This window comes from Streptomyces sp. NPDC046985, assembly GCF_040644415.1.
In the GTDB taxonomy this organism is placed as follows: domain Bacteria; phylum Actinomycetota; class Actinomycetes; order Streptomycetales; family Streptomycetaceae; genus Streptomyces.
On sequence record NZ_JBEYWK010000036.1, the window covers coordinates 1 to 26,287 of the forward strand.

Genomic DNA, 26,287 nt, shown 5'->3' on the forward strand with positions numbered 1-26,287 from the left:
GCGGTGGCGAACGTGCCGTGCGGCACCTGATCGGTGCCCTCGGAGCGGGGGAAGAACTCATACCACGCCCCGTACAGGGCCCGCTCCCGCTCGACCAGCAGCGGCAGCGGCGCGGAGGCCGTGACCAGCTCCCGCAGCGGATGCGCCGCCAGCGCCGCGTCCGCCTCCGGCGTCAACGCCCCCGCCAACCGCGACGCGGCCGGCCGCGTCTCGTCCCGCAGGGCCGCCGCCGCTGCCAGCAGAGCGTCCCGTGCGCGCCCCTCGGGCGCCTCGGCCGCCGCCCGCTCGTGCAGCCGGGCGCCCTCCTCCAGCTCCAGCCCGGTGTCCAGGCCGGCCGGGATCTTGATCCGGGCGTGGTGGCGCCAGGTGGCGACCGGGTCTCCCCACGCCTCCACGTGGTACGTCCACCGGCCGGGCTCGCCGGCCGTCACGGTGGCGCCCCAGCGGTCGGTGCCCGGCGCCAGCTCGTGCATCGGCGTCCACGGACCGGGGCGGCCCTCCGGGTCCACGAGCACGACGTTCGCGGCCACCGCGTCATGCCCCTCACGGAACACGGTGGCGCTGACCTGGAACGACTCACCGGTCACCGCTTTCGCGGGCCGGCGCCCCCGCTGGACGACGGGCCGGACGTCGAGGACGGGGATGCGGCCGATCGCCGGGGTCTCTCTTCCGGTGCGCCGCTCCGCGTCAGAAGCGGCGCCGGGGCCCGGCGGGCCGGTGTCGCGTGCGGGCGCGGCGCCCGGACGGGTGGTGGCAGGGGGCTGGGGCGAGTGGTGCGTGGCGGGCATGACCGCTCCTGTCCGCGTCAACGAGAGTGCGGGCGAATGTGCGTGGGGAGGCAGGTCCCGCGGGTCCGGGAGTCGTGCCGGTCGGTGTGTCGTGCCGGGTCGGTGCTGTCGGGTACTCGAGAAGCCTTCCCACCCTATTCGGGTGAGCAATCCGGCTCGTCGCTAACTAGTCGCGCGCATGTCTGCACAGAAAGTTGGCCTTGTCTTGGTACGGCCGGCGGCGTAACCCCCGCCGCGGCCGTCCCGGCGCCGGTACGGTGACGTGACGGGACGCACAGCGTCGTGCGTCCTTCCAGCGAAGCGCACTGTGCCGTGCGTCCATCAGCGAACGCGCCGAGGTGGAATGTGAAGGCGATCCGTCGGTTCACCGTCCGTCCCGTTCTCCCCGAGCCCCTACGACCGCTCAGCGAGCTGGCCCGCAATCTGCGCTGGTCCTGGCACGCCGAGACGCGCGACCTGTTCCAGTCCGTCGATCCGGACAACTGGGCCTCCTCGGGCGGCGACCCGGTGCGGCTGCTCGGCGGCGTCCGGTCCGCCCGCCTGACCGAGCTGGCCGGGGACCGCCGCTTCCTGCGCCGGCTGACCGCCGCCGCCGACGACCTGCGCGACTACGTCGGCGGGGACCGCTGGTACCAGACGCAGCCGGAGGGGCTGCCGGCCGCCGTCGCCTACTTCTCGCCGGAGTTCGGCATCACCGCGGCCCTCCCGCAGTACTCCGGCGGCCTCGGCATCCTCGCCGGGGACCACCTCAAGGCGGCCAGCGACCTCGGCGTGCCGCTGATCGGGGTCGGTCTGCTGTACCGGCACGGCTACTTCCGCCAGACCCTGTCCCGGGACGGCTGGCAGCAGGAGCACTACCCGGTCCTGGACCCCGACGAGCTGCCCGTCACCCAGCTCAGGGAGGCCGACGGCGGCCCGGCCCGCGTCTCGCTCGCGCTGCCCCGCGGCCGGTGGCTGCACGCCCGGATCTGGGTGGCCCAGGTCGGCCGGATCCCGCTGCTGCTGCTGGACTCCGACGTGGAGGAGAACGACCTCGGCGAGCGCGGGGTGACCGACCGGCTCTACGGCGGCGGCAGCGAGCACCGGCTGCTCCAGGAGATGCTGCTGGGCATAGGAGGGGTGCGCGCGGTCCGGACGTACTGCCGGCTCACCGGGCATCCCGGGCCGGAGGTGTTCCACACCAACGAGGGCCACGCCGGCTTCCTCGGCCTGGAGCGGATCGCCGAACTGGGCGATGAGGGGCTGGACTTCGACGCGGCCCTGGAGGCGGTGCGGGCGGGCACCGTCTTCACCACCCACACGCCCGTCCCGGCCGGCATCGACCGCTTCGACCGCGAGCTGGTCGCCCGGCACTTCGGGCCCGAGGCGGAGCTGCCGCGCATCGACGTCGAGCGCATCCTGCGCCTGGGCATGGAGAGCTACCCGGGCGGCGAGCCGAACCTGTTCAACATGGCGGTGATGGGACTCCGGCTCGCCCAGCGCGCCAACGGGGTGTCCCTGCTGCACGGCGGGGTCAGCCGGGAGATGTTCCGCGGACTGTGGCCGGGGTTCGACCCCGAGGAGGTGCCGATCACCTCGGTCACCAATGGGGTGCACGCCCCGACCTGGGTGGCGCCGGAGGTGTTCCGGCTCGGCGCCCGGCAGATCGGGGCCCAGCGCACCGAGGACGCCCTGTCCACGGGCGGCTCCGACCGCTGGGACGCGGTCGCCGACATCCCCGACGCGGACGTCTGGGAGCTGCGGCGCGAGCTGCGCGAGCAGTTGACGGGGGAGGTCCGCAGGCGGCTGTGGGCGTCCTGGCGGCAGCGCGGGGCGGGCACGGCCGAGCTGGGCTGGATCGACGGCGTGCTGGACCCGGACGTGCTGACCATCGGCTTCGCCCGCCGGGTGCCGTCCTACAAGCGCCTGACGCTCATGCTGCGCGACCGCGACCGGCTGATGGACCTGCTGCTGCACCCCGAGCGGCCGATCCAGATCGTGATCGCGGGCAAGGCGCACCCCGCCGACGACGGCGGCAAGCGGCTCATCCAGGAGCTGGTGCGCTTCGCCGACGACCCGCGGGTGCGGCACCGGATCGTCTTCCTGCCGGACTACGGCATGGCGATGGCGCAGAAGCTCTACCAGGGCTGCGACGTCTGGCTGAACAACCCGCTGCGCCCGCTGGAGGCGTGCGGCACCTCCGGGATGAAGGCCGCCCTCAACGGCTGCCTCAACCTCTCGGTCCTGGACGGCTGGTGGGACGAGTGGTACCAGCCCGACTTCGGCTGGGCGATCCCCACCGCGGACGGCGTGGGCTACGACTCCGAGCACCGCGACGACATCGAGGCCGCCGCGCTCTACGACCTGCTGGAGCAGCGGATCGCGCCCCGCTTCTACGAGCGCGGCCGGGGCGGGCTGCCCGACCGCTGGATCGAGATGGTCCGCCAGACCCTGACGCTGCTGGGACCGAAGGTGCTGGCCGGCCGCATGGTCCGCGAGTACGTCGAGCGCCTCTACACCCCGGCGGCGCACGCCCACCGCTCGCTGAACGCGGGCGCGGCCCGCGAGCTGGCGGCCTGGAAGGCGCGCGTGCGGGCGGCCTGGCACGAGGTGAGCGTGGACCACGTGGAGGCGTCCGCCCCGCTCGCCGACCTCGCGCAGGGCGCCTCGTCCACGCCCGCCGCCGAGCTGGGCGGCGCCCTCGGGCTGCGGGTGCGCGTCGGGCTCGGCGGACTCGGCCCGGAGGACGTCGAGGTGCAGGCGGTCTCGGGCCGGGTCGACGAGGAGGACCGCATCACGGACGCCGACGCGGTCCCGCTGAAGCCGAGCGGCGCCCCCGACGCCGACGGCCGCTGGGTCTACGAGGGCCCGCTGTCCCTGGACCGCACCGGCCCCTACGGCTACACCGTCCGCATCCTCCCCGCCCACCGCCTCCTCGCCTCGGGCGCGGAACTGGGCCTGGTGACAGTGCCGTCACCAGAGACAGGCGAGGGCGCGGGCCTCCTGATGCGCTAACGAAACACCCCACGCGGGCAGCCGCCCTCGGGTCCCGGGCGGGGGTCCGCCGCCCCGGCCCCACGCGGGCGTCCGCTCCGGGCCCCGCGCGGGCAGCGGCTCCCGGGCCCGTGCGGGCCGTGGAGTCCGGCGGCCGCTCCCGTTCCGCGGCCCGGAGAGCGCCGGAAGGCGCCCCCGGGCCCGTGCGGGCGGCCGCCTCCCCGGCCCGTATGGGTCGGCCGTCTGCCTGGTCCCGCGCGGGCCGCCGGCCCCCCCGGCGGCCCCCCCGGGGGGCCCGGAGTACCGCCGGAAGGCATCCCCGGGCCCCCGCGTGGGCTGCCGCCCCCGAGCTGGGCGGCGGGCGCGGAGTTGGGGCGGCGCTCCCGCGGTCCGGAGAGCCGCCGGAAGCCGCCCGCGTGCGTCGCGGGCGGCTTCCGGCGTCTACCTGGTGCGGGTCAGTCTTCCGAGAGTCCGGCGCACAGTCGGCGCAGCACCGTGCCGCAGCGTCGGGCGTAGGCGTGCTGGAAGCCGCGGGCCGCCGGGCCGCCGGCGCGGGCGTACCACTTGGCGGGGCGGCTGAAGGCGGTCACCGTCAGCCAGACCGTGCCGTCACCGGTGCGGTCGACGACGAAGGACTCCTCGCCGGTCTCGGGGTGGCCGGGCAGCGTGCCGTAGGCCCAGCCCGCCCGGCGGGGCTCGTCGAGCGTCCACACCACCCGGCAGGGCGCCTTGATCAGGCCGGCCAGCGTCACCGTGACGTCGGCGCCGGGGGCGGCGCGCTCGGCGGCGGTGTCGACGCGCACCCCGAGGGCGCGGTGCATCTCCCAGGTCAGCACCGCCTCGGCCGCGCGCCGGAACACCTCCTCGCCCTCGCCGATGCGGCTGCGCACGTACAGAGGGCGGAAGCCGGGCGGGCAGCAGCCCTGCGCGCGGGTCCCCCCGACCTCCTCGTAGGTGAAGTCTGCCGAAGCCATGGCCATAGCCTAGGGCGTATCTGGCGGCTCCCGCCGGGCGCCCGACGTCCGGCGCGCTGATCCCGCGCGAGCCGGTCTGACACGGCTGAGGGCGGCGCCCGGGAGGAGTCCTCCTTCCGGGCGCCGCCCGTGTCAGCCGGTCGCGGCCTCAGCCGGTCGCGGCGTCAGTTGACGTTGACCGCGCTCCAGGTGGCGGCGACCGTCTTGTACTCGGTGCTGCTGGAGCCGTACAGGGCCGACGCCGCGTTCAGGGTCGCCGTGCGGGCGCCCTTGTAGTTGGTGGTCGACGTCATGTACGTGGTCAGCGCCTTGTACCAGATCTGGAGCGCCTTGGCGCGGCCGATGCCGGTGATCGTGGCGCCGTTGTACGTGGGCGAGTTGTAGCTGACGCCGTTGATGGTCTTGGCGCCGCTGCCCTCGCTCAGCAGGTAGAAGAAGTGGTTGGCGACGCCGGACGAGTAGTGCACGTCCTTGTTGCCCACGCCCGACGAGTAGTAGTCGGCCGAGCCGCCGTCCTTGCTGGGCTTGTCCATGTAGCGCAGCGGGCTGCCGTCGCCGTTGATGTTGATCTTCTCGCCGATGAGGTAGTCACCCGGGTCGGAGGCGTTGTTCGCGTAGAACTCCACGCCGGTGCCCATGATGTCCGAGGTGGCCTCGTTGAGGCCGCCGGACTCGCCGGAGTAGTTCAGGCCCGCGGTGTTGGAGGTGACGCCGTGGCTCATCTCGTGCCCGGCCACGTCCAGCGAGGTCAGCGGGTGGTTGTTGCCCGAGCCGTCGCCGTAGGTCATGCAGAAGCAACTGTCGTCCCAGAACGCGTTGACGTAGTTGCTGCCGTAGTGCACGCGGGAGTAGGCGCCCACGCCGTTGTTCTTGATGCCGGAGCGCCCGAAGGTGTTCTTGTAGAAGTCCCACGTCTCCTGGGCGCCGTAGGCGGCGTCGGCGGCGGCCGTCTGGTCGGTGGAGGAGCTGGAGGCCGTGCCGGTGCCCCAGATGTCGTCCGCGTCGGTGAACAGCGAGCCGGTGCCGGAGGTGCCCCGCGCGAGGTTGTACGTCTTGTGGCCGCCCCGCGTGGTGTCGTAGAGCTGGTACGTGGAGCCGGACTTGGCAGTGCTGAGCGTCACCTGGCCCGAGTACAGGGTCTTGCCGGTGCCGGTCTCGATGCCCTGGTACTCGTAGAGCTTCTTGCCGGTGGCGGCGTCGGTGACGACGTGGAGCTGGTTGGGGGTGCCGTCGTCCTGGAGGCCGCCGACGACCGTCTCGTAGGCGAGGACGGCCTTGGCGCCGCCGGCCCAGATGACCTTGCGCGGCGCCTGGTCGGCCGAGGTCTTCGCCGAGCCGGCGTCCTTGGCGAGGGCGAGCGCCTGCTTCGCGGCCGTGGCCGGGGCGAGCTTCGGCGTCAGCGAGGCCACCTTGACGGCCGCCGTGGTCGCTCTGGTGACGCCCTCGGCTCTGCCGGACGCGGCGGTGTGGACGATCAGGTCGCCGCCGAGCACGGGCAGACCGGCGTAGGTGCGCTCGTAGCGGGTGTGCAGGGCGCCGTCGGCGTCCTTGACGACGTCCTTGGCGACCAGCTTCTCCTTGGCGCCGAGTCCTATCTGGCGGGCGGTCTCGGCGGCGCCGCTCTGCGCCTGCTGGATCAGGGCGCTGTGGGCCGCGGCGGAGAGGGCGGCGGGCGCGGCGGCCGGCGCCGCGGTGCGGCCGGCGTCGGCCGGGCTCTGGGCGGCTGCGCTGGTGGTCAGCCCGGTGCTGAGGAGGGCGCCGGCGGCGACGGCGGTGGCGACGGCCAGAGTGGTGCGCTTGTGACGTGCGATGCGGGGAGTCACACAAGCTCCTTCGTGGGGGAGTCCGGTCGGCGTGGGGCGTCGACCGGATGGAGTGTCAGGGTGCTGTGCTCGTGCGGCGGGTGGAGGAAGAGTGGCATCAAGGATGCGTACATGTCATGAGCCTGTCGTGATGTTGGCTCGAAACCGTCTGTCCGAAGAATGTTTCGGGCAAGTGAAACGGGCGCCGCCCCGGGTGCTGCTTCCTCCGGGACGGCGCCCTGTTCTGGGGCCTGCGACGGCTGCGGGCCGGACCGGGACCCCCGCCGAGGGGGTCCGGGGCCCGCGCGGGGACCTTTAGGAGAAGGTCAGCTTCCAGTCGTCGATGTAGCCGGTGTCCTGCGCGCCCAGGTCCTGCACGCGCAGCTTCCACGTGCCGTTGGCCGGCGCGGAGGACGCGTTGACCGTGTAGGTCTGGTGCACGTCGGGGTTGGGGTCGTAGCCGCTGCTCTTGAGCCGGTACGACTTCCCGTTCGGGTCGACCAGGTCGATCTGGAGGTCGCCGCGCCAGGTGTGCACGATGTCCACCGAGACCTGGAGGCTGGAGGGCGCGTTGCCGGTGCGCCCGCTCACCGTGATCGACGAGGTGACCGCCGGACCGTTGTCCGGGATCTGCACGTCGGCGGGGTTGTCGAAGACCGTGCCGCCGCCCGAGCCGCCGCCGGAGCGCGCGCCGACGTTGACGGCCGCCCAGGCGTCCTGGACCGCCTTGTACTCGGCGCCGGAGGTGCCGTACAGCTCACCGGCCGCCGCGAGCGTGCCGGTGCGGGCGCTCGCGTAGTTGGTGGTGGAGGTGAACTTGGTGGTCAGCGCCCGGTACCAGATCTGGAGCGCCTTGTCGCGGCCGATGCCGGTGACCGGAAGGCCGTCCGAGGTGGGCGAGTTGTAGCTGACGCCGTTGATGGTCTTGGCGCCGCTGCCCTCGCTCAGCAGGTAGAAGAAGTGGTTGGCGACGCCGGACGAGTAGTGCACGTCCTTGCTGCCCACGCCGGAGGAGTAGGAGTCGGCGGAGTTGCCGTCCTTGCTCGGCTTGTCCATGTAGCGCAGCGGCGTGCCGTCGCCCCGGATGTTGATCTTCTCGCCGATGAGGTAGTCGCCGACGTCCGTGCTGTTGTTCGCGTAGAACTCCACGCCGGTGCCCATGATGTCCGAGGTGGCCTCGTTGAGGCCGCCGGACTCGCCGGAGTAGTTCAGGCCCGCGGTGTTGGAGGTGACGCCGTGGCTCATCTCGTGCCCGGCCACGTCCAGCGAGGTCAGCGGGTCGCTGTTGTTCGTGCCGTCCCCGTAGGTCATGCAGAAGCAACTGTCGTCCCAGAACGCGTTGACGTACGCGTTGCCGTAGTGGACGCGCGAGTAGGCCGCCTTGCCGTCGTTGCGGATGCCGCTGCGGCCGAAGGTGTTCTTGTAGAAGTCCCAGGTGACCGCCGCGCCGTAGTGCGCGTCGGCGCCCGCGGTCGCGGGGTTCGACGTGGTCCCGTTGCCCCAGGTGTCGTTGGACTGGCTGAACAGCGTGCCGGTGCCCGACGTGCCGCCGCTCAGGTTGTACGTCTTGTGGCCGCCGCGCGCGCCGTCGGTCAGCGTGTACGTCGAGCCGGACTGGGTGGTCGTCAGGGCGACCTGGCCGCTGTACTGGGTGTTGCCGACGCCGGTCTCGATGCCCTGGAAGCGGAACAGCTCCTTGCCCGTCCGCGCGTCGGTGACGACGTGGAGCTGGTTGGGCGTTCCGTCGTCCTGGAAGCCGCCGATGACCGTCTCGTACGCCAGCACCGGGGCGCCGCTCGCCGCCCATATCACCTTGCGGGAGGAGTGGTCGACCGTGGCCTTCGCGTCTCCCAGCGCCTGGGCGCGCCGCACGGCCTGCCGGTCGGCGGCGGCCGTGGACACGGCCGGGGTGAGGCTGCTGACCTTCAGGGTCGCGTTCGTCGCCTTCCGCACGTGCTGGGTCCGGCCCTGGGCGGTGTCGACGACTAGGTCGCCGCCGAGCACGGGCAGACCGGCGTAGGTCCGCTCGTAGCGGGTGTGCAGGGCACCGTCGGCGTCCTTCACGACGTCCTTGACGACCAGCTTCTCCTGGGCGCCCAGTCCGAGGTCCTTGGCGGTGCGCGCCGTGGCGCCGTCGGCGTCCCGGACCAGCTCGGCTCGCTGCGAGGGCGTGAGCTTGGCGGCCGTGTGGGCCGGGTTGATCCGGTCCGCGTGCGGCGCCTGCGCGGGGACGGCGCTGGCGGCCCCGGACTGGACGGCCGTGGCGATCAGGGCGGCGACGCCGGCCAGGGCGACGCCCGCGGCGCGGCGGTGGGCGGTGTGGGAGGTGTGTCTGCGAGAGCTGCTACTCAACACTGACTCCTTCTGCGTGGCCGCGGGTGCGTGCGGCCGGGGGGAGATCCGGACGGTGCTGAGCCGTCCGGGCGGCGCCGCGCCGCGCGCGGAGCCGGGTGCAAAAGTGCGGTGTGCGAAGTGCGTTGCCATGCGGGTGCGCGGCGCATCGGCGAGCGACGTGCCGGGGGTGCCGATCGGTCCGCAGCCGTGGAGCGGTGGGGGTGCTGTGGGGTGGCTGTGAACGAACCGAGGGGAAGAGTGACAGGAGACGTGCGCGCTTGTCAGGACCGTGTCATTAAGTTGGCTGGAAATGGTTCGTTGTCCGGATGTTCATGTCCGGTATACGGACCCGCACCCGGTCCGTGCATCGGCGCCGTCCGTGCACCGGCGCGTCCATGCACCGGCGCCGTCGGTGCACCGGCGCCTTCCGGGTCACGGGCCGGGGGTGCGGGTCCCGGGTCGCGTCGGGACCCGCATTCGCTCAGGCCAGGCTGTCCCGCCACGCGCGGTGCAGATCGGCGAACCGGCCGGTGCCCGCGATGAGTTCGGCGGGGGCGCCGTCCTCCACGATGCGGCCGTGCTCCATCACCAGCACCCGGTCGGCGATCTCCACGGTGGACAGGCGGTGGGCGATCACGACCGCCGTGCGGCCGCGCAGCACCGTGGCCATCGCGCGCTGCACCGCCCGCTCGCCCGGGACGTCCAGTGAGCTGGTCGCCTCGTCCAGGATCAGGACCGCCGGATCGGCGAGCAGCGCCCGCGCGAAGGACACCAGTTGGCGCTGACCGGCCGAGATGCGGCCGCCCCGCTTGCGCACGTCGGTGTCGTAGCCGTCGGGCAGCGCGGCGATGAAGTCGTGCGCGCCGATGGCCGCGGCGGCGGCTTCGATCTCCGCGCGGGTCGCCTCCGGGCGGCCGACGGCGATGTTCTCGGCGACCGTGCCGGAGAAGAGGAACGCCTCCTGGGTCACCATCACCACCCCGCGCCGCAGTTCGGGCACGGCGAGGTCGCGCAGGTCCACCCCGTGCAGCAGCACCCGCCCCTCGGTCGGGTCGTAGAAGCGGGCGAGCAGCTTCGCCAGGGTCGACTTGCCCGCCCCGGTGGAGCCGACCACGGCGACGGTCTGCCCGGCCGGGATGCGCAGGTCGAAGCGGGGCAGCACCTCGCCGCCGGTGCGGTAGGCGAAGCGGACGCCGTCGAAGACCGCCTCGCGGCCCGGCATCCCGGGCTCCGGCGGCGGCAGCCGCCGCGGCGCCTGCGGTTCCGGCACGGACGGCGCCTGGGCGAGCAGACCGGCGATCTTGTCCAGCGAGGCCGCCGCCGACTGGTAGGAGTTGAGGAACATGCCCAGCCGGTCGATCGGGTCGTACAGGCGCCGCAGGTACAGCACCGCCGCCGCCAGCACGCCCAGTTCCAGCGAGCCGTCCGTCACCCGGTAGGCGCCCCACAGCACGATCACCGCGACCGCAGTGTTGGCCACCAGCCGGGAGCCGACCACGTAGCGGGCCATCTCCAGCAGCGCGTCGCCGTTGGTGTGCTCGTGGCGGCGGTTCAGCAGGCGGAAGTCCGCGTCGTTGGCCGCCTCGCGGCGGAACGCGCGCACCGGCCGGATGCCGTTCATCGTCTCCACGAACTTCACGATCACCGCGGCGATGGCCGTGGAGCGGTCCTCGAACACCCGCCCCGCGCGCCGCCGGTAGAGCCGCACCAGCAGATACAGCGGCACGAACGACGCCACCGCGACCGCGCCGAGGCCCGGATCCAGCCAGAGCAGCAGCGCGGCGATGGAGACGAACGACAGGATGACCGCGAACAGCTCCTGAAGCCCCTCGCTGAGCAGTTCGCGCAGCGACTCCACGTCCGTGGTGGAGCGGGAGATGAGCCGGCCGGAGGTGTAGCGCTCGTGGAAGTCGACGCTGAGCGCCTGGGCGTGCCGGAAGATCCGGCCGCGCAGGTCGAGGAGGACGTCCTGGTTGACGCGGGCCGAGACCACGATGAACGCCCACTGCGCGGCGCCGGAGACCAGCGCGGACAGCAGGTAGCCGGCGCCCACCGCGACCAGTGGGCCGGTGTCGTGCGCGCGCAGCGCCGGCACGCCGGTGTCGATGGCGTACGCCACCAGCAGCGGGCCGGTCTGGACCGCCGCCTGCTGGAGCACCAGCAGGAGCGCGGCGCCGGCCGCCCGCGCCCGCATGGGCGCCAGCAGCGAGCGGAGCAGGGCGGCGGTGGCGCCGCGCGGAGCGGGCAGGGCGTCCCGGTCGAAGGGGTCGCCGGCGCCCTGCCGCGACGGGAGGCGCGGCTCGTCCTCGGCGGCGGGGACGGTCGTCGTGGGGGCCGTCATCGGTGGTCGTCCTCCTGGTCGGGCGAGTCGGTCCCGGACATCAGGCGGGCGTACTCGGGGTGGTCGCGCAGCAGTTGGCGGTGGGTGCCCACGGCGGTGATCCGGCCGCCGGACAGCAGGGCGACGCGGTCGGCGAGCAGCACGGTGGACGGGCGGTGCGCGACGATCAGGGCCGTGGCGCCGGCGAGGACCTGGCGCAGGGCCGCCTCCACGGCGGCCTCCGTGTGCACGTCCAGGGCGGACAGCGGGTCGTCCAGGATCAGGAACTTGGGCTGGCCGACCACGGCACGGGCCAGCGCCAGCCGCTGCCGCTGGCCGCCGGACAGGCTCAGGCCCTGCTCGCCGACCCGGGTGGCGGCGCCCTCGGGCAGGGCGTGCACGAAGCCGGCCTGCGCCACGGACAGCGCGCGGTCCAGGGCGGCCGCCGTGTCGGCGCCGTCGCCGTCGCCTCGGCGGTCGTCCTCGCCGCTGCCGCCGTGGCCGCCCTCGCTTCCGTCCCCGCCTCTTGTGCCGCCGTCGCCGTGTCCGTCACCGGAGGCGCCCGCGCCCATGAGGACGTTCTCGCCGACGCTCGTGGAGAACAGGGTGGGCTCCTCGAAGGCGACGGCGACCAGCGCCCGCAGCTCCTCGCGGGGCATCGCGGCGACGTCCCGGCCGTCCAGGGTGATCCGGCCGGAGGTCACCTCGTGCAGGCGCGGCACGAGCGCGGTCAGCGTCGTCTTGCCGCTGCCGGTCGCGCCGACCAGGGCCATGGACTCGCCGGGGCGGACGTGCAGGTCGACGCGGTCGAGCAGGGGCGCCGAGCCGGGCGCGGCGTCCGGGTAGCGGAAGACGACGTCCTCGAAGCGCAGCCCGTCGGGCGCGACGGCGCGCGGCGCGTCCCGCGGACCGGCCCGCGGCGACTCGGGCGGCTCCGGCTCGGCGTCCATGACCTCGAAGTACCGCTCGGTCGCCGTCGCCGCCTCCTGGCTCATCGCCAGCAGGAAGCCGATCGACTCCACCGGCCAGCGCAACGCGAGCGCCGTGGACAGGAAGGCCACCAGCGTCCCCGCCGACAGCGAGCCGTCCGCGACCCGCACCGCTCCCGCGACCAGCACGGCCCCGAGGGCGACTTCGGGCAGCGTCATGATGAGCGCCCAGATCGTCGCCAGCAGCCGGGCCTTGAGCAGCTCGGTGCCGCGCAGGGTGCGCGAGAGATCGCGGAACGCCCGCGCCTGGCTGCGGTGGCGGCCGAAGCCCTTGATGACGCGGATGCCGAGCACGCTCTCCTCGACCACCGTGGTCAGGTCCCCGACCTGGTCCTGCGCCAGCCGGGCCGCCTCGGCGTACCGCTTCTCGAAGACGGAGCTGAGCGCGACCAGCGGCACGGCGGGCGTCAGCATCACCAGCCCCAGCGTCCAGTCCTGGAACAGCATGATCGCCACGCCCACCAGGATCGTCACCGCGTTGACCAGGAGGAACGTCAGCGGGAAGGCGAGGAACATGCGCAGCAGCATCAGGTCGGTGGTGCCGCGGGAGAGCAACTGGCCCGACGCCCACCGGTCGTGGAAGGCGATCGGCAGCCGCTGGAGGCGCCCGTAGAGCGCGCCCCGCATCTCCGCCTCGACGTACGCGAGCGGGCGCGCCACCAGCCACCGCCGCAGCCCGAACAGCACCGCCTCGGCCACGCCGAGCAGCAGCAGGCCCAGCGCGCCGAGCCACACGCCCCGCGGCTCCCGGTGCGCCACGGGGCCGTCCACCATCCACTTCAGGACCAGCGGGATCACCAGCCCCACGCAGGAGGCGACGATCGCGGTGAACGCGGCGAGGAAGAGGCGGCCGCGCACCGGCCGCACATACGGCCACAGGCGCAGCAGCGTGCGGACGGCGGACCGGTCGGCGGCGCCGGTCGGGGGCTGGGGGGAGGGGGCTGTCGTGGACATCAGGAGTGAGCGTACGGATTGCGGCTGACGCGGCCCACCGAGTTTCGGCCGGACCCCGCTCCGTCGCCGGTCCTACGACCTGCCCATTCGACCGCCCCGGCAGCCCCGGCCGCCCGGGAGGCCCCGACTGCCCCGGCTGTCTGGGAGACCCGGCCCGTCCCCGGACGTCCGGGAGACCCGGACCGTCCCCGGCTGTCCGGGAGACCCGGACCGTCCCCGGACGCCACGGTCGCCCCGGACGCCACGGTCGCCCCGGACGCCTTGCCGCCCGGGAGGCCCCGACCGCCCCGGCTGTCTGGGAGACCCGGACTGTCCCCGGACGCCAAGGTCGCCCCGACCGCCCCGGACGCCGTAGCCGCCCCAGCCGCTGCGGCGCTTGCGGAGCCGTGACCCCCCGGCGCCCCACGGCCGTGACGCCCCGGCGCTTGCGCGGTCGTGACACCGCGTCGACCGTTTGACCGACGCCGGGGCACGCGCGTCGGCCGACATCCCCGGGCCCCCGGCCCCGGCCCCCGCCGAGGCCGGCGTCCGAGGCCGCGCGGGTCAGCCGGCGGCCTTCAGCAGCAGCACCGAGCGGGGCGGCACGGTGACCGTCCCGCCCGCGCGGCAGCGCACCCCGGGCGCCTCCGCCTGCTCCTCCCGCGAGGTGTCCACCACCAGCTCATACGTCCGCGCCCAGGGAGGACCGGGCAGCGTGAAGCCGACCGGGCGGTGCCCGGCGTGCAGGACCGCGAGGAAGCTGTCGTCGGCGACCGGGTCGCCGCGCTCGTCGCGGCCCGGTATGTCCCGCCCGGACAGGTACATGCCCAAGGTGGCGGCGGGCGCGTACCAGTCGCCCTCGGTCATCTCCGCGCCCTCGGCGGTGAACCAGGCCACGTCCCGCAGCCCGTGCGCCGAATGGGCGCGCCCGGAGAAGAACGCCCGGCGGCGCAGCACCGGATGCCGGTGGCGCAGCGCGATCAGCCGCGACGTGAGCCGGAACAGGGCCTGCCAGCCGGGGTCCTGGAGCAGCGTCCAGTCCAGCCAGCCGGTCGCGTTGTCCTGGCAGTAGGCGTTGTTGTTGCCGCCCTGGGTGCGGCCCATCTCGTCGCCCGCCACCAGCATCGGCACCCCGGTGGACAGCAGCAGCGTGGTCAGCAGGTTGCGGAGCTGCCGGCGCCGCAGCGCCCGGACCCCCTCGTCCGGCGTCTCGCCCTCCGCCCCGCAGTTCCAGGAGCGGTTGTCGTCCGTGCCGTCCCGGTTGCCCTCGCCGTTGGCCTCGTTGTGCTTGCGGTCGTAGCTCACCAGGTCCCGCAGGGTGAAGCCGTCGTGCGCGGTGACGAAGTTGACCGAGGCGTAGGGGCGCCGCCCGCCCCAGGCGTACAGGTCGCTGGAGCCGGACAGGCGGTAGCCCATCTCCCGCACGTCGGGCAGCGCGTGCCGCCAGAAGTCCCGCACGGCGCCCCGGTAGCGGTCGTTCCACTCCGTCCACAGCGGCGGGAACGCGCCCACCTGGTAGCCGCCCGCGCCGACGTCCCACGGCTCGGCGATCAGCTTGACCCGGCGCAGCACCGGGTCCTGGGCGATCACGGCGAGGAACGGGGAGAGCATGTCCACGTCGTGCATGGAGCGGGCCAGCGCCGCGGCCAGATCGAAGCGGAAGCCGTCCACCCCCATCTCCGTCACCCAGTAGCGCAGCGAGTCGGTGATCAGGCGCAGCACGTGCGGCTGCACCACGTGCAGGGTGTTGCCGCAGCCGGTGTAGTCGGCGTACCGGCGGGCGTCGGGCCCCAGGCGGTAGTACCGCTGGTTGTCGATGCCCTTCAGCGACAGCGTCGGGCCGTACTCGCTCGCCTCCGCGGTGTGGTTGTAGACCACGTCGAGGATGACCTCGATCCCGGCCGCGTGCAGCGCGCGCACCATCCGCTTGAACTCGCCGACCTGCTGCCCGGCCGTGCCGGAGGCCGCGTAGCCGGCGTGCGGGGCGAAGTAGCCGACGGAGTTGTAGCCCCAGTGGTTGCGCATCCCGCGCCGCAGCAGGTGGTCCTCGTGCGCGAACTGGTGCACCGGCAGCAGCTCCACCGCCGTCACGCCGAGCCGCGCCAGGTGCGCTATGGCCGCCGGGTGGGCGAGGCCCGCGTAGGTCCCGCGCAGCTCCTCGGGGATCTCCGGGTGCAGCTTGGTGAAGCCGCGCACGTGCAGCTCGTAGATGACCGAGTCCGCCCACGGGGTCTTGGGGCGGCGGTCGTCGGACCAGTCGTCGTCGTCGTGCACGACCACGCCCTTGGGCACGAACGGCGCGGAGTCGCGGTCGTCGCGCACGGTGTCCGCGACGTGCTGCTCCGGCCAGTCCCGGACGTGCCCGTACCGCTCCGGCGCCAGCCCGTGGTCGGCGTACTCGCCGTCCACCGCGCGGGCGTACGGGTCGAGCAGCAGCTTCGCCGGGTTCCAGCGCGCGCCGGTCCAGGGGTCCCAGCGGCCGTGCACCCGGTAGCCGTAGCGCTGCCCGGGGCGGACCCCGGGGACGAAGCCGTGCCAGATCTCGTGGGTCAGCTCGGTCAGCGGGGCGCGGGTCTCCCGGCCCGCCGTGTCGAACAGGCACAGCTCCACCGCCTCCGCCCCGCCCGCCCACAGCGCGAAGTTGGTTCCCGCGACCCCCTCCGGGCCGGTCCGGAAGCGGGCGCCCAGCGGCGTCGGCGCACCCGGCCACACCGGCACGGTGGGCGGCGGCGCGCCGCGGCGGCCGCCGTTCACGGCGACGGACGGGCGCTCCCCGCCGACACTCCACCCGTCCCCGCCGGCGCCCCGCCCGTCCCCGGCGCCGCGCCGGGGCGCCCCGGCCGCGCGTTCGTCCTCGACGGCGCGCCCGTCCCCGGCGGTGCGCTCCTCCTCGTCGGCGCGCCCCTGTGCGGCGGTGCGCCCGTCCCCGGTGGCGCGCCCGCCCGCCACCGCCTCCTGTTCGGCTGCGCTGGACACCTGGTCGGCCCCTTTTTTCGGCTGTCGCGGCTCGTACGCCCCCGGCCCCCGCACCTGCTCTCCTCCCGGGCGCGGCCGCCCCTCGGGTGCTCTTCCCCACTGTTCTGCCCAGAGCGCGGGTCGCACTCACGTTTCCCGGAAGCGGGCCGGTCGTTGGGCAGGCCGTGAGGCACGTAGATCGGCGCGCGCGGCGCGCGGGGGCCCTCCTGGCCGCCGTACTGACATGGGCAGGACTGCTGGCCGGGGCCGCCGGCTGCACTTCGGGCGGACCGGGCCCCCTTGAACGGCTCTTCCGCGATCCTCCGTCGGCCCAGGACGTGATCCGCGTCCTCCCGGACGACGGCAGCAAGGACGTGCGGCCGGAGCAGAAGCTGCGGGTACGGGCGGCGGAGGGGCGCCTGGAGTCGGTCCGGGTCGTCAAGTCCCAGGACGCGCAGGACACTCCGGTCGCCGGGCGGCTCTCCGACGACGGCCGCACCTGGCGACCCGACGACGACCGGCTCGCGCTGGCCGCCCAGTACACGGTGGACGCGGTGGCCGAGGACGGCGACGGCCGCCGCCAGGCCCGCCACGCCGTCTTCACCACCTGGGTGCCCCCCGAGCGCTTCGTCGGCTACGTCATCCCGGAGGACCGCTCCGTCGTCGGCGTCGGGATGATCGTCTCGCTGACCTTCAACCGGGAGATCTCCGACCGCGCCGCCGTCGAGCGCGCCGTCCGCGTCACCGCCCGGCCGTCCGTGGAGGTCCGCCCGCACTGGTTCGGCGACAGCCGCCTGGACTTCCGCCCCCAGCGCTACTGGAAGACCGGCACCCACGTCACCGTCGACCTGCGGCTGCGGGACGTGCAGGGCTCGCCCGGCGTCTACGGGCAGCAGGACAAGACGTTCTCCTTCACCGTCGGCCGCAGCCAGGTCTCGGTGGTCGACGCGGCGGCGCACACGATGCAGGTGGTCCGCGACGGCAAGCTCCTGGCCGTCGTGCCCATCACCGCCGGGGCGCCCGGCAGCGCCACGTACAACGGGACGATGGTGGTCAAGCAGATGCTGGAGGTGACCCGCATGAACGGCGGCACGGTCGGCTACGGCGGCGAGTACGACATCCCCGACGTCCCGCACGCGATGCGGCTCACCGACTCCGGGACCTTCGTGCACGGCAACTACTGGTCTGCCACGAACCCGTTCGGCCAGCGGAACGTCAGCCACGGCTGCGTGGGCCTCCAGGACGTCAAGGGCGGCAGCTCCGCCACCCCGGCGGGCTGGTTCTTCGACCGCAGCCTCGTCGGGGACGTGGTGCAGGTCGTCCGCAGCGACGACGCGACGGTCAGCCCCTCCAACGGGCTCAGCGGATGGAACATGGACTGGCGGCAGTGGACGGCGGGCAGCGCCCTGAACCCGGCGCCTGCGACCGGTAAATGACGGGAAGACATTCCCCCAGGGGGCGACGGGGCCGACGGGGGCCGAGGACGGATCGGGCGATGTCGGGAAGGGGCGCCCGGGGGCCGTCGAAGTTGGGACGCAACGGTGACACTCCGCTGAAGTCCCGCCCCTGACCTTGTGGTTACTATGCGCCAGAGCGTGTGGGACGGGCGCCGGGGCGCGGGTCGGACCGGCCTCGGGAGGGGAGTCGAAGGTGAACGTGCGGCCGATATCGGGGGCGTCGGTGGACGCGCCGCAGCGCGCGGCGCGCGGCGGGAGCGGGCGCCGCAGGGGGCTGCTGGCACTGGTCAGCGGTGCGCTGGTGCTCACCGTCGCGGCATGCGGCGGGGGAGACGCCGGCTCGGGCGGGGGCGCAGGCGGGGGCAAGGCGTCCGCGGCGGCGCAGAGCAAGCAGTCGGACGCGGTCGTCGCCATCGCCCCCAAAAACGGCGCGACGTCCGTCGACACCAGCGGCGCGCTCAAGATAGCGGCGCGCGCGGGCAAGCTCACCGAGGTCGTCGTCAAGGACGCCCAGGGCGCGGCGATATCCGGGAAGATCACGAGCGGTGGCGCCGCCTGGGCGCCGAGCACCCACCTGGCCGCCTCCACCGCGTACACGGTGCACGCGGTCGCCGTGGATTCGGCAGGCCGCCGGGCCGCCGAGGACTCCCGTTTCACCACGCTGACCCCGAAGAACACCTTCGTCGGCAGGTTCACCCCCGAAGACGGCTCGACCGTCGGGGTGGGCATGCCCTTCTCCCTCGCCTTCTCCCGGGGCATCACGCACCCGGAAGCCGTCGAGAAGGCCGTGCGGATCACCACTGAGCCGGCCGTCGACGTCGAGGGCCACTGGTTCGGCGACGACCGCCTGGACTTCCGCCCGGAGCACTTCTGGAAGGCGGGCACCAAGGTCTCCGTCCGGCTGAACCTCGACGGCGTCGAGGGCCGCCCCGGCGTCTACGGCAAGCAGGACAAGACGGTCGCCTTCACCGTCGGCCGCTCCCAGGTCTCCGTCGTGGACGCCGCCCGGCACACCATGAAGGTCATGCGCGACGGCAAGGTCGTCAAGACCCTCCCGGTGACCACCGGCAAGCCCGGCTACGAGACCTGGAACGGCACGATGGTCATGAGCGAGAAGCTCGCGGTGACCCGGATGAACGGCGAGACCGTCGGCTACGGCGGCGAGTACGACATCAAGGACGTCCCGCACGCCATCCGCCTCACCGACTCCGGCACCTTCATCCACGGCAACTACTGGGGCGGGGACGCCTTCGGCAACTACAACGCCAGCCACGGCTGCGTCGGCCTGCGCGACGTGCGCGGCGGCGCCGACGGCTCGACGCCGGCCGCCTGGTTCTTCGGCCACTCGATGATCGGCGACGTGGTGCAGGTCCAGCACTCGCACGACCGGACCGTGACCCCGGAGAACGGGCTGAACGGCTGGAACATGTCCTGGGAGCGGTGGACGGCCTGACCGCGCCCGTCCGTCCCGCGCCGTACGGCGGCCCGGCCCCGGTGTGATCGACCGCACCGGGGCCAGCCCCGTTAGCAGCCGTTAACCTGCTGCGCATGACCGTAACTCTGGAAGTCGCCGAGGGCGTCGGCACGCTGCGCCTGGACCGCCCGCCCATGAACGCGCTCGACGTCGCCGCGCAGGACCGGATCAGGGAACTCGCCGAAGAGGCCGCCCGGCGCGAGGACGTGCGCGCCGTGGTGCTCTACGGCGGCGAGAAGGTGTTCGCGGCGGGCGCGGACATCAAGGAGATGCGGGCGATGGACCACGCGGCGATGGTGCTGCGCGCCCGCGCCCTCCAGGACTCCTTCACCGCCGTGGCCCGCATCCCCAAGCCGGTGGTCGCCGCCGTCACGGGCTACGCCCTCGGCGGCGGCTGCGAGCTGGCGCTCTGCGCGGACTTCCGGATCGCCGCGGACGACGCCAAGCTCGGCCAGCCGGAGATCCTGCTCGGCCTGATCCCCGGCGCGGGCGGCACCCAGCGGCTGTCCCGCCTGATCGGTCCGTCCAAGGCCAAGGACCTCGTCTTCACCGGCCGCATGGTCAAGGCCGACGAGGCGCTCGCGCTCGGCCTGGTGGACCGCCTGGTCCCGGCCGCCGAGGTCTACCAGGCGGCTCACGCGTGGGCGGCGCGGCTCGCCCAGGGGCCGGCCATCGCGCTGCGCGCCGCCAAGGAGGCGATCGACACGGGCCTGGAGACCGACATCGACACCGGCCTCACCGTCGAGCGGAACTGGTTCGCCGGGCTGTTCGCCACGCAGGACCGGGAGACCGGCATGCGCAGCTTCGTGGAGGAGGGCCCCGGCAAGGCGAAGTTCCTCTGAGGGTTTAGCTGAGGCGCTTCCCTCAGCCGTTCCTCTGAACGCCCCCGGCACCCCTTTCACCCATCCGGCCAAGGCGCCCCTCCGGGCGCGTCCGGCGGAGGCGCCCCTGCGGGCGTCCCCTTCAGAGACGTCCGGCTGAGGCGTCCCGTCCTCCGGGTTGCCCCGTCCCTCGGCGCCCCGTCCCCCGGCGTCCCGTGGAAGCGCCCCCTGGAGGCGTCCCCCTCAGACGTCCTGAGCCGCGCCGCGCCGGGTCGCCCTGAGTCGCGCCGCGCTCCGGCGATCCCGCAGACGCGCTCCGGTGCGGCGCCCGCTCGGCGCCCCCGGTGCGGGCGCCCGCAGCGGAACCCGCACCGGCGACAGCCGGCCGGCGCCGCTCCGTGCCGCGCTGCGGCGCCCCCGCTGCGGGCGCCCGCAGCGGAACCCCGCACCGGCGACATCCCGCCGACGCCGCTCGCCGGGACACGCCGTGCGGGCGGGGGGTCCCGGCCGTCGCGGCCGGGCTGCCCGCGCAGGTCAGCCTGGCCGCCCCGGTCCCCTCGCCGCCCCCGGCGCCCGCCGCCCGCATCTGGCCGAACGGGAGCGCCCGCGGGGCGCATTCCCGCGGAACGGCCCCGCGGTCCGGCGGCGGCGGCCATCATGGGGGCCATGGCGGGGCTGGAGGGAGTCGAGCAGCCGCGGGGACCCAGACGTGCGGCCGCGGCCCGCTGGACGCCCGCGGTCGCGGACGACCGCGCGCTGGACGCGCTGGAGCGGTACGGCGATCCCGCCGCGGCCGAGGTGTGCCTGCCCTCTCGCCCCGAGTCCGCCGCCGTCGCCCGCCGGCTGGTGCAGGTCGTGGTGCTGCGCCAGTGGGGTCTGACCTCCAAGCTCGCGGAGGACGCGGTCCTGCTGGTCTCCGAGTTAGTCGGCAACGCCGTCCGGCACACCGGCGCCCGGATGTTCGGGCTGCGCACGCACCGCCGCCGGGGCTGGATCCGCGTCGAGGTCCGCGACCCCTCGCGCGGACTGCCGTGCCTGATGCCGGTGCAGGATCTGGACGTCAGCGGCCGGGGCCTGTTCCTGGTGGACAAGCTGGCCGACCGCTGGGGCGTGGACCTGCTGCCGCGCGGCAAGACCACCTGGTTCGAGATGCGCGCGGCGGACCGCTGACCCGCCGTCACGGTCGCATCAGATGACCACCGTTCGGATGCTCACACGACGTCCACACGTGTGAATGGCCCGTTTTCTTACTTTCCGCCCCTTAAATGGTGAGGGTGACCACCACCGACCGCCGCGGCGTGCTGCGGGCCGGTGCGGGGCTCGTCGCCGGGGGCGCGCTCGCCGCCGGGTGCTCCGCCGCCGGCGCCGACCCGCACTCCGCCGCGTCCCCTCACGCCTCCGCCGCCGACTCCACCGCCCCCGCGGCGCGCGGCTCCGCCGCTCCGTCCGCCGCCCCCGCGCCGCGCGCCTTCCGCGGGCAGCCCGCCCAGATCGCGCACGGCCCGCGCGACAGACCGCGCGTCGCCCTCACCTTCCACGGCCAGGGCGACCCCGCGATGGCGCGCGGCCTGCTCACCACGGCCGAGCGGCACGGCGCCCGGCTCACCGTGCTGGCCGTCGGCGCCTGGCTGGACCAGCACCCGGAGATGGCCCGACGGATCGTGGACGGCGGCCACGACCTCGGCAACCACACCCAGCGCCACCTGGGCGTCAACACCATGTCAGAAGCCGCCGCCCGCGCGGAGGTCACCGACTGCGCGGACCGTCTGAAGCGGCTCACCGGCTCCATCGGGACCTGGTTCCGCCCCTCGCGCGCCCCCACCGCCTCCCCGCTGGTCGAGCGGCTGGCCCGCGCCGCGGGATACCCGCACGTGCTGTCGTACGACGTCGACTCGCTCGACTACACCAGCCCCGGCGCCGCGGCCGTCACCCGCAAGGTCCTGGACGAGGTCCGGGGCGGCTCCGTGGTGAGCCTGCACTTCGGGTACGCCGACACGGTCGCCGCCCTTCCCGCCGTACTCACAGAACTCGACCGCCGCGGCCTGCACGCGGTCACTGCCACGGAGCTGCTGAGCTGATGCACCGCACACCACTCTCCCGCGCCTCCCGGATCCTGCTCGCCTGCGCCGCCCTGGCCGGGCTGTCCGCGTGCAGCGGCGGCTCCGCGGACCAGCCCGACCAGGCGCTGGGCAGCAAGTCCCCCGCACGGGACCAGCGGGCCGCCGACGCGCTGCCCGGCATGCCCCCGGTCCTCGACGCCAAGGACGTCTACTCCGCCGACCGCGCCGGCCAGCTCTCCGACACGGTCAAGGACTTCCCGTCCCGGATCTACGTGCCCAACACCCTCTCCAACACCGTCACCGTCCTCGACCCCAGGACGTACAAGATCCTGGACACCATCCCGGTGGGCCGCCAGCCCCAGCACGTGGTGCCCTCCTGGGACCTGAAGACGCTGTGGGTCAACAACGACCTCGGCAACTCCCTCACCCCCATCGACCCGCGCACCGGCAAGGCCGGCAAGGCGGTCGACGTGCACGACCCGTACAACCTCTACTTCACGCCGGACGGCAAGTACGCCATCGTGATGGCCTCCAAGGACCGCCAGCTCGTCTTCCGCGACGCGCACACCATGGACAAGGTCAAGAGCGTCCCGGTCGCGTGCAGCGGCGTCAACCACGCGGACTTCTCCACCGACGGCCGCTACTTCGTCGTCTCCTGCGAGTTCAGCGGCGAACTGCTCAAGGTCGACACCGCCGCGATGAAGGTCGTCGCACAGCAGAAGCTGGACTTCCACGGCGCCATGCCGCAGGACGTGAAGCTCTCGCCCGACGGCAGCCGGTTCTACATCGCCGACATGGCGGCCAACGGCATGTGGATCCTGGACGGCAAGACGTTCGCCAAGCCCGCGTTCCTGCCCACCGGCAAGGGCGCCCACGGCCTCTACGTCAGCCGCGACTCGCGCGAGATGTACATCTCCAACCGGGGCGAGGGCACGATCTCCGTCTACGACTTCGCCCAGGGCAAGCTCACCAAGAAGTGGCGCCTGCCCCAGGGCGGCAGCCCCGACATGGGCGGCGTCTCCGTCGACGGCAAGGTGCTGTGGCTGTCGGGCCGCTACAACTCCGAGGTCTACGCCATCGACACCCGCACCGGCAGGCAGCTCGCCCGCGTCAAGGTCGGCAACGGCCCGCACGGACTGGCGGTCTACCCGCAGCCGGGCCGTTACTCGCTCGGCCACACGGGCGTCTTCCGCTGACGGCCGGCGACCGCCGCCCCCGGCGCCCGTCCCCGGCCCGCCCGCGCCCCCGCGGGCGGGCGCGGCGCGGGCGGTCCGGCCGGGCCGTTAGTCTGACCTGCGTCAGTGCGACGGCACGACGGATCAGAAGCGACGCAAAAGGGGCGGACCGATGGCGGACATCGACGAAGCACGCGAGCAGTTCCAGCGGATCGACGCGGACGGCGACGGGTTCATCACCGCCGCCGAGTTCAAGTCCGCCCTCGCGCAGGGCGGCGACTGGAACGTCACGGACACGGTGGCGGAGTCGATCATCAAGACCCGCGACCTGAACGGCGACAAGGTCCTGTCCTTCGACGAGTTCTGGACCTACCTGAGCAAGTGACGCGGACCGCGAGGGGCGCCCGGCCGGGCGCCCCTTCCCGGTCACGGCGCCGGCCCGGCCGCGCCGCCGCTCGCCCCTCCCCGCCGCCGCTCACCCGTTCGGCGCGTCCCCGGAACAGTCCGCGCACCGCCGTGGTTGACAGCGGACAGCCTGCGCGCGCAGGCGCACCGGCAACCGACCTCCGGGGGATCCCGGGGGAGAGCGAGGCGAGCAGAGATGAAGATCGGCGTCATCGGCGCGGGCAACATCGGCGGCAACCTGACCCGGCGGCTCACCGCCCTCGGGCACGACGTCTCGGTGGCGAACTCGCGCGGCCCCGAGACCCTGGCGGCTCTGGCCGAGGAGACCGGCGCGACCCCCGTGCGGGCCGAGGAGGCCGCGCGCGGCGCGGAGGTCGTGGTGGTCACCGTCCCCCTCAAGGCGGTCCCCGACCTGCCCTCCGGCCTGCTGGACGGCGCCGCCGAGGGCGTGGCCGTCATCGACACCGGCAACTACTACCCGCAGCAGCGCGACGGCAGGATCGCCGCCATCGAGGACGAGGGACTCACCGAGAGCCGCTGGACCGAGCGTCAGCTCGGCCACCCGGTGGTCAAGGCGTTCAACGGCACGTACGCGGCGGACCTGCTGGAGCGCCCGCGCGCTGCCGGCGACCCCGACCGCATGGCGCTCCCGGTGGCGTCCGACGACGCCGCCGCCAAGGCGAAGGTCCGGGCCCTGATCGACGAGCTGGGCTTCGACACCGTGGACGCAGGCGGCATCGACGACTCCTGGCGCCAGCAGCCCGGCGCCCCCGTCTACGGCCTCCAGGCCGGCGCCGACGCGGTCGCGCGGGCCTTGGCCGAGGCCGGTCCCGAGCGCTCGGCGGACTTCCGCGGCTGACCGGCTGCCCCGGGGGGAGAGACGCCCCCCGGGGCGAGCCGCCCGTCAGTGCGCGGCCCACCTCCTGAGCGCGGCGGCGTCGGCGAAGGCGGCCACGTTCTTGTCGTGCGGCTCGTCGGCGTACTGGTGGAAGCGCCAGGCGGCCTTGATGCGCGGGTGCCCGGCGCTCACGTAGTCGGCGATCCACAGGCCGTCGCCCGCGTAGGACGTGGTGTCGACGTGCAGCCAGAAGTCCCGGTTGGTGTAGAGGAGCACCCGGTGGTGCGGGCGCAGCGCCTTCACCTTCCGGATGAACCGGTCCTTGTCCGCGTTCGAGGCGTGCGTGCCCTCGCCCGTCGGCTCCCAGTCGACGGCGAGGAGGTCGCCGGCCTTCTCGGGGGCGTGCGCGACGAAGTACTCGGCCTGGGCGTCGACGTCGCCGGGCCACAGGAAGTGGTAGAAGCCGACCACCAGACCGGCCTCCCGTCCGTGCTTGGTCTGGGCGCTGAGCCGGGAGTTGACGTAACTGCGGCCCTCCGTCGCCTTGACGAAGACGAAGGAGAGGCCGCTCGTGTCGAAGGCGGAGGACTGATAGGCGCTCACGTCGATGCCGTGCAGCATGCGAACTCCCTTGAGGATGCCGTGGGGGAGAGGGAGGGTCGGTCAGGGGCTAGGAGACAGTCGTCGGTGTGGTTGTGCCCCGTCTTGTGTACGGACGATCCCCCTACGGCGTTCGAACATCAGCCTCGGCTGACCACCGACCCCAGCACGGCGGGCGACTTGGCCGACCAGTCCGAGGTGATCAGGCTCGCGTGCCGGCCGGCCAGCAGCGACAGCCGGGCGGCCGCCTCCGCGTCGGTGGGGTTCGTCGAGGAGATCGCCGGGGACGCCGAGGCGGCGTCCGTGTCGATCAGGATGTAGTGGCCGCGGGAGTAGAAGGAGGTGTCGTACCCCTTGTCGGCGTACGTCGCCGCGTCCCCGTCGAAGAACACGAACCAGGGGCGGATCGAGGCGTCGTACCGGCTGGTGCGCGGGTCGCCGGCCGCCGCGCCGAGGACCGCCGGGAACGCCTGCGCCTCGGCGATGCTCCCGGCCGCGTACAGGTCCCGCAGGTGGTCGCCGTACTCCCGGTCGGTCCAGTAGTGGTCGAAGGGGTTGGCCTGCTCCACTGTGCCGGGGATCAGCTCGAAGAGGACCCTGCCGGTCAGCGCGTCCCGGGTCGGCCAGGCGTTCGCCCTGGCCGCCGCGTCCAGCGAGGAGTACGCGCCGCCCAGCAGATCGGACGGCGTGAAGACCAGGCTGCCCAGCTTCTGCTTCACCAGCGTGTCGAACTCGTCCGCGCCGAGCCCGACGGTGTTGTTGAAGCCGTTCTTCATCTCCACCTTGAAGACGATCGGCCGGTGGTCCGGGTGCAGCCGGTGCCAGGCGGCGATGTTGTCCAGGCAACTGCCCAGGTCCTGGTCGCGGCTCGTGCTGTAGAGCTGCGCCGGCGTCTTCGCGGCCTCGCAGTTGTTGTCGTCGCCCAGCGGGTTGCTGTGGCTGACCCGCCAGCGCTTGGTCAACGAGTCGGTGTAGACGTCCAGTTCAAGCAGCGAGGCGCCGGAGTCCAGCGCCTGCGCGAAGTACGTGTACTTGGCCTTGTCGTACGCGTTGTGCGTGCCGATCGCCGTGGTCTCGGAGAACCTGAGCGCTCCAGCCGCTCCAGCCGTCCCCGTCGCCCCGGCGGCGCCGGTGGCCCCCCACAGCGACGCCGTCACGCCCAGTGCCGCCGCCCCCAGTGCCGCTGCCGCCCGTCTCGCTGCGCGCATGGTCGACTCCCCTTCGTCATCGCCGAATTCAGCGGCAGCGTAGGGGAGTTGGGTGACCGTCCGGTAGCCCGGGGAGGAACGGACAGGAGGGGCGCGGGGAGCTGTCCCGCGCCGCCGGTCGTGGGGCACGCGACCCGCCGCGGGTCACGAGGCGCTCCGGTCCCGTCGGGCAGGATGGCCG

The 26,287-nt window shown here is 73.8% G+C and carries 18 protein-coding genes; 9 read left to right on the forward strand and 9 right to left on the reverse strand.

Annotated features, from left to right (window positions below):
* Positions 1–788 (reverse strand): maltotransferase domain-containing protein (locus ABZ861_RS30525; protein WP_361636968.1); only part of this gene is annotated, 788 nt, incomplete at its 3' end.
* Between the two features lie 345 nt (positions 789–1,133).
* On the opposite strand from ABZ861_RS30525, the gene ABZ861_RS30530 reads away from it, so the two are divergent.
* Positions 1,134–3,782, forward strand: coding sequence for a glycosyltransferase family 1 protein (locus tag ABZ861_RS30530; protein ID WP_361636971.1), 2,649 nt, complete (start codon positions 1,134–1,136; stop codon positions 3,780–3,782).
* 434 nt (positions 3,783–4,216) lie between these two features.
* On the opposite strand, the gene ABZ861_RS30535 is transcribed toward ABZ861_RS30530, so the two are convergent.
* The 6 genes from ABZ861_RS30535 to glgX form a co-directional block, all read right to left on the reverse strand.
* Positions 4,217–4,735: a DUF1990 domain-containing protein gene (locus ABZ861_RS30535; protein ID WP_361636973.1), complete on the reverse strand. Its 519-nt coding sequence runs from the start codon at positions 4,733–4,735 to the stop codon at positions 4,217–4,219.
* A gap of 164 nt (positions 4,736–4,899) precedes the next feature.
* Positions 4,900–6,558: a M4 family metallopeptidase gene (locus ABZ861_RS30540; protein ID WP_361636976.1), complete on the reverse strand. Its 1,659-nt coding sequence runs from the start codon at positions 6,556–6,558 to the stop codon at positions 4,900–4,902.
* A 294-nt stretch (positions 6,559–6,852) separates the two neighbouring features.
* A complete protein-coding gene (locus ABZ861_RS30545; RefSeq protein ID WP_361636979.1) occupies positions 6,853–8,892 on the reverse strand; it encodes a M4 family metallopeptidase in 2,040 nt (679 codons plus the stop codon).
* 460 nt (positions 8,893–9,352) lie between these two features.
* Entirely contained in the window at positions 9,353–11,212 is a 1,860-nt protein-coding gene (locus ABZ861_RS30550; RefSeq protein ID WP_361636982.1) for an ABC transporter ATP-binding protein, read from the reverse strand.
* Positions 11,209–13,134, reverse strand: a complete 1,926-nt coding sequence (locus tag ABZ861_RS30555) for an ABC transporter ATP-binding protein (RefSeq protein WP_361636985.1) — start codon at positions 13,132–13,134, stop codon at positions 11,209–11,211. Before ABZ861_RS30555 ends, ABZ861_RS30550 begins: the two co-directional genes overlap by 4 nt.
* Positions 13,135–13,677: 543 nt before the next feature.
* The gene (glgX, locus tag ABZ861_RS30560) at positions 13,678–15,867 is read right to left on the reverse strand and encodes a glycogen debranching protein GlgX (protein ID WP_361637038.1); all 2,190 of its coding nucleotides are present in this window, start codon (positions 15,865–15,867) and stop codon (positions 13,678–13,680) included.
* Between the two features lie 386 nt (positions 15,868–16,253).
* Between glgX and ABZ861_RS30565 the strand changes: the two genes are divergently transcribed.
* The 8 genes from ABZ861_RS30565 to ABZ861_RS30600 all read left to right on the forward strand — a co-directional run bounded on the left by ABZ861_RS30565 (position 16,254) and on the right by ABZ861_RS30600 (position 24,319).
* Positions 16,254–17,504: an Ig-like domain-containing protein gene (locus ABZ861_RS30565; protein ID WP_361636988.1), complete on the forward strand. Its 1,251-nt coding sequence runs from the start codon at positions 16,254–16,256 to the stop codon at positions 17,502–17,504.
* Positions 17,505–17,724: 220 nt separating this feature from the next.
* Positions 17,725–18,978 (forward strand): Ig-like domain-containing protein, encoded by a 1,254-nt coding sequence (locus ABZ861_RS30570; RefSeq protein WP_361637041.1) that lies wholly within the window; start codon positions 17,725–17,727, stop codon positions 18,976–18,978.
* Between the two features lie 95 nt (positions 18,979–19,073).
* Complete coding sequence (locus ABZ861_RS30575; protein ID WP_361636991.1) at positions 19,074–19,841, forward strand: enoyl-CoA hydratase-related protein; 768 nt, start codon at positions 19,074–19,076, stop codon at positions 19,839–19,841.
* 645 nt (positions 19,842–20,486) lie between these two features.
* Positions 20,487–20,990, forward strand: coding sequence for an ATP-binding protein (locus ABZ861_RS30580; RefSeq protein ID WP_361636994.1), 504 nt, complete (start codon positions 20,487–20,489; stop codon positions 20,988–20,990).
* A gap of 95 nt (positions 20,991–21,085) precedes the next feature.
* Entirely contained in the window at positions 21,086–21,898 is an 813-nt protein-coding gene (locus ABZ861_RS30585) for a polysaccharide deacetylase family protein (RefSeq protein WP_361636997.1), read from the forward strand.
* Positions 21,898–23,076, forward strand: a complete 1,179-nt coding sequence (locus ABZ861_RS30590) for a YncE family protein (RefSeq protein WP_361637000.1) — start codon at positions 21,898–21,900, stop codon at positions 23,074–23,076. Before ABZ861_RS30585 ends, ABZ861_RS30590 begins: the two co-directional genes overlap by 1 nt.
* Before the next feature lie 151 nt (positions 23,077–23,227).
* On the forward strand, positions 23,228–23,440 hold the full coding sequence (locus tag ABZ861_RS30595) for an EF-hand domain-containing protein (RefSeq protein ID WP_361637003.1): 213 nt from the start codon (positions 23,228–23,230) through the stop codon (positions 23,438–23,440).
* Positions 23,441–23,575: 135 nt separating this feature from the next.
* A complete protein-coding gene (locus ABZ861_RS30600) occupies positions 23,576–24,319 on the forward strand; it encodes an NAD(P)-binding domain-containing protein (RefSeq protein ID WP_361637006.1) in 744 nt (247 codons plus the stop codon).
* A gap of 45 nt (positions 24,320–24,364) precedes the next feature.
* Here ABZ861_RS30600 and ABZ861_RS30605 read toward each other — a convergent pair whose 3' ends face one another.
* On the reverse strand, positions 24,365–24,919 hold the full coding sequence (locus tag ABZ861_RS30605) for a GH25 family lysozyme (RefSeq protein WP_361637009.1): 555 nt from the start codon (positions 24,917–24,919) through the stop codon (positions 24,365–24,367).
* 119 nt (positions 24,920–25,038) lie between these two features.
* Positions 25,039–26,106 (reverse strand): phosphatidylinositol-specific phospholipase C domain-containing protein, encoded by a 1,068-nt coding sequence (locus ABZ861_RS30610; RefSeq protein WP_361637012.1) that lies wholly within the window; start codon positions 26,104–26,106, stop codon positions 25,039–25,041.
* Positions 26,107–26,287: the final 181 nt, after the last annotated feature.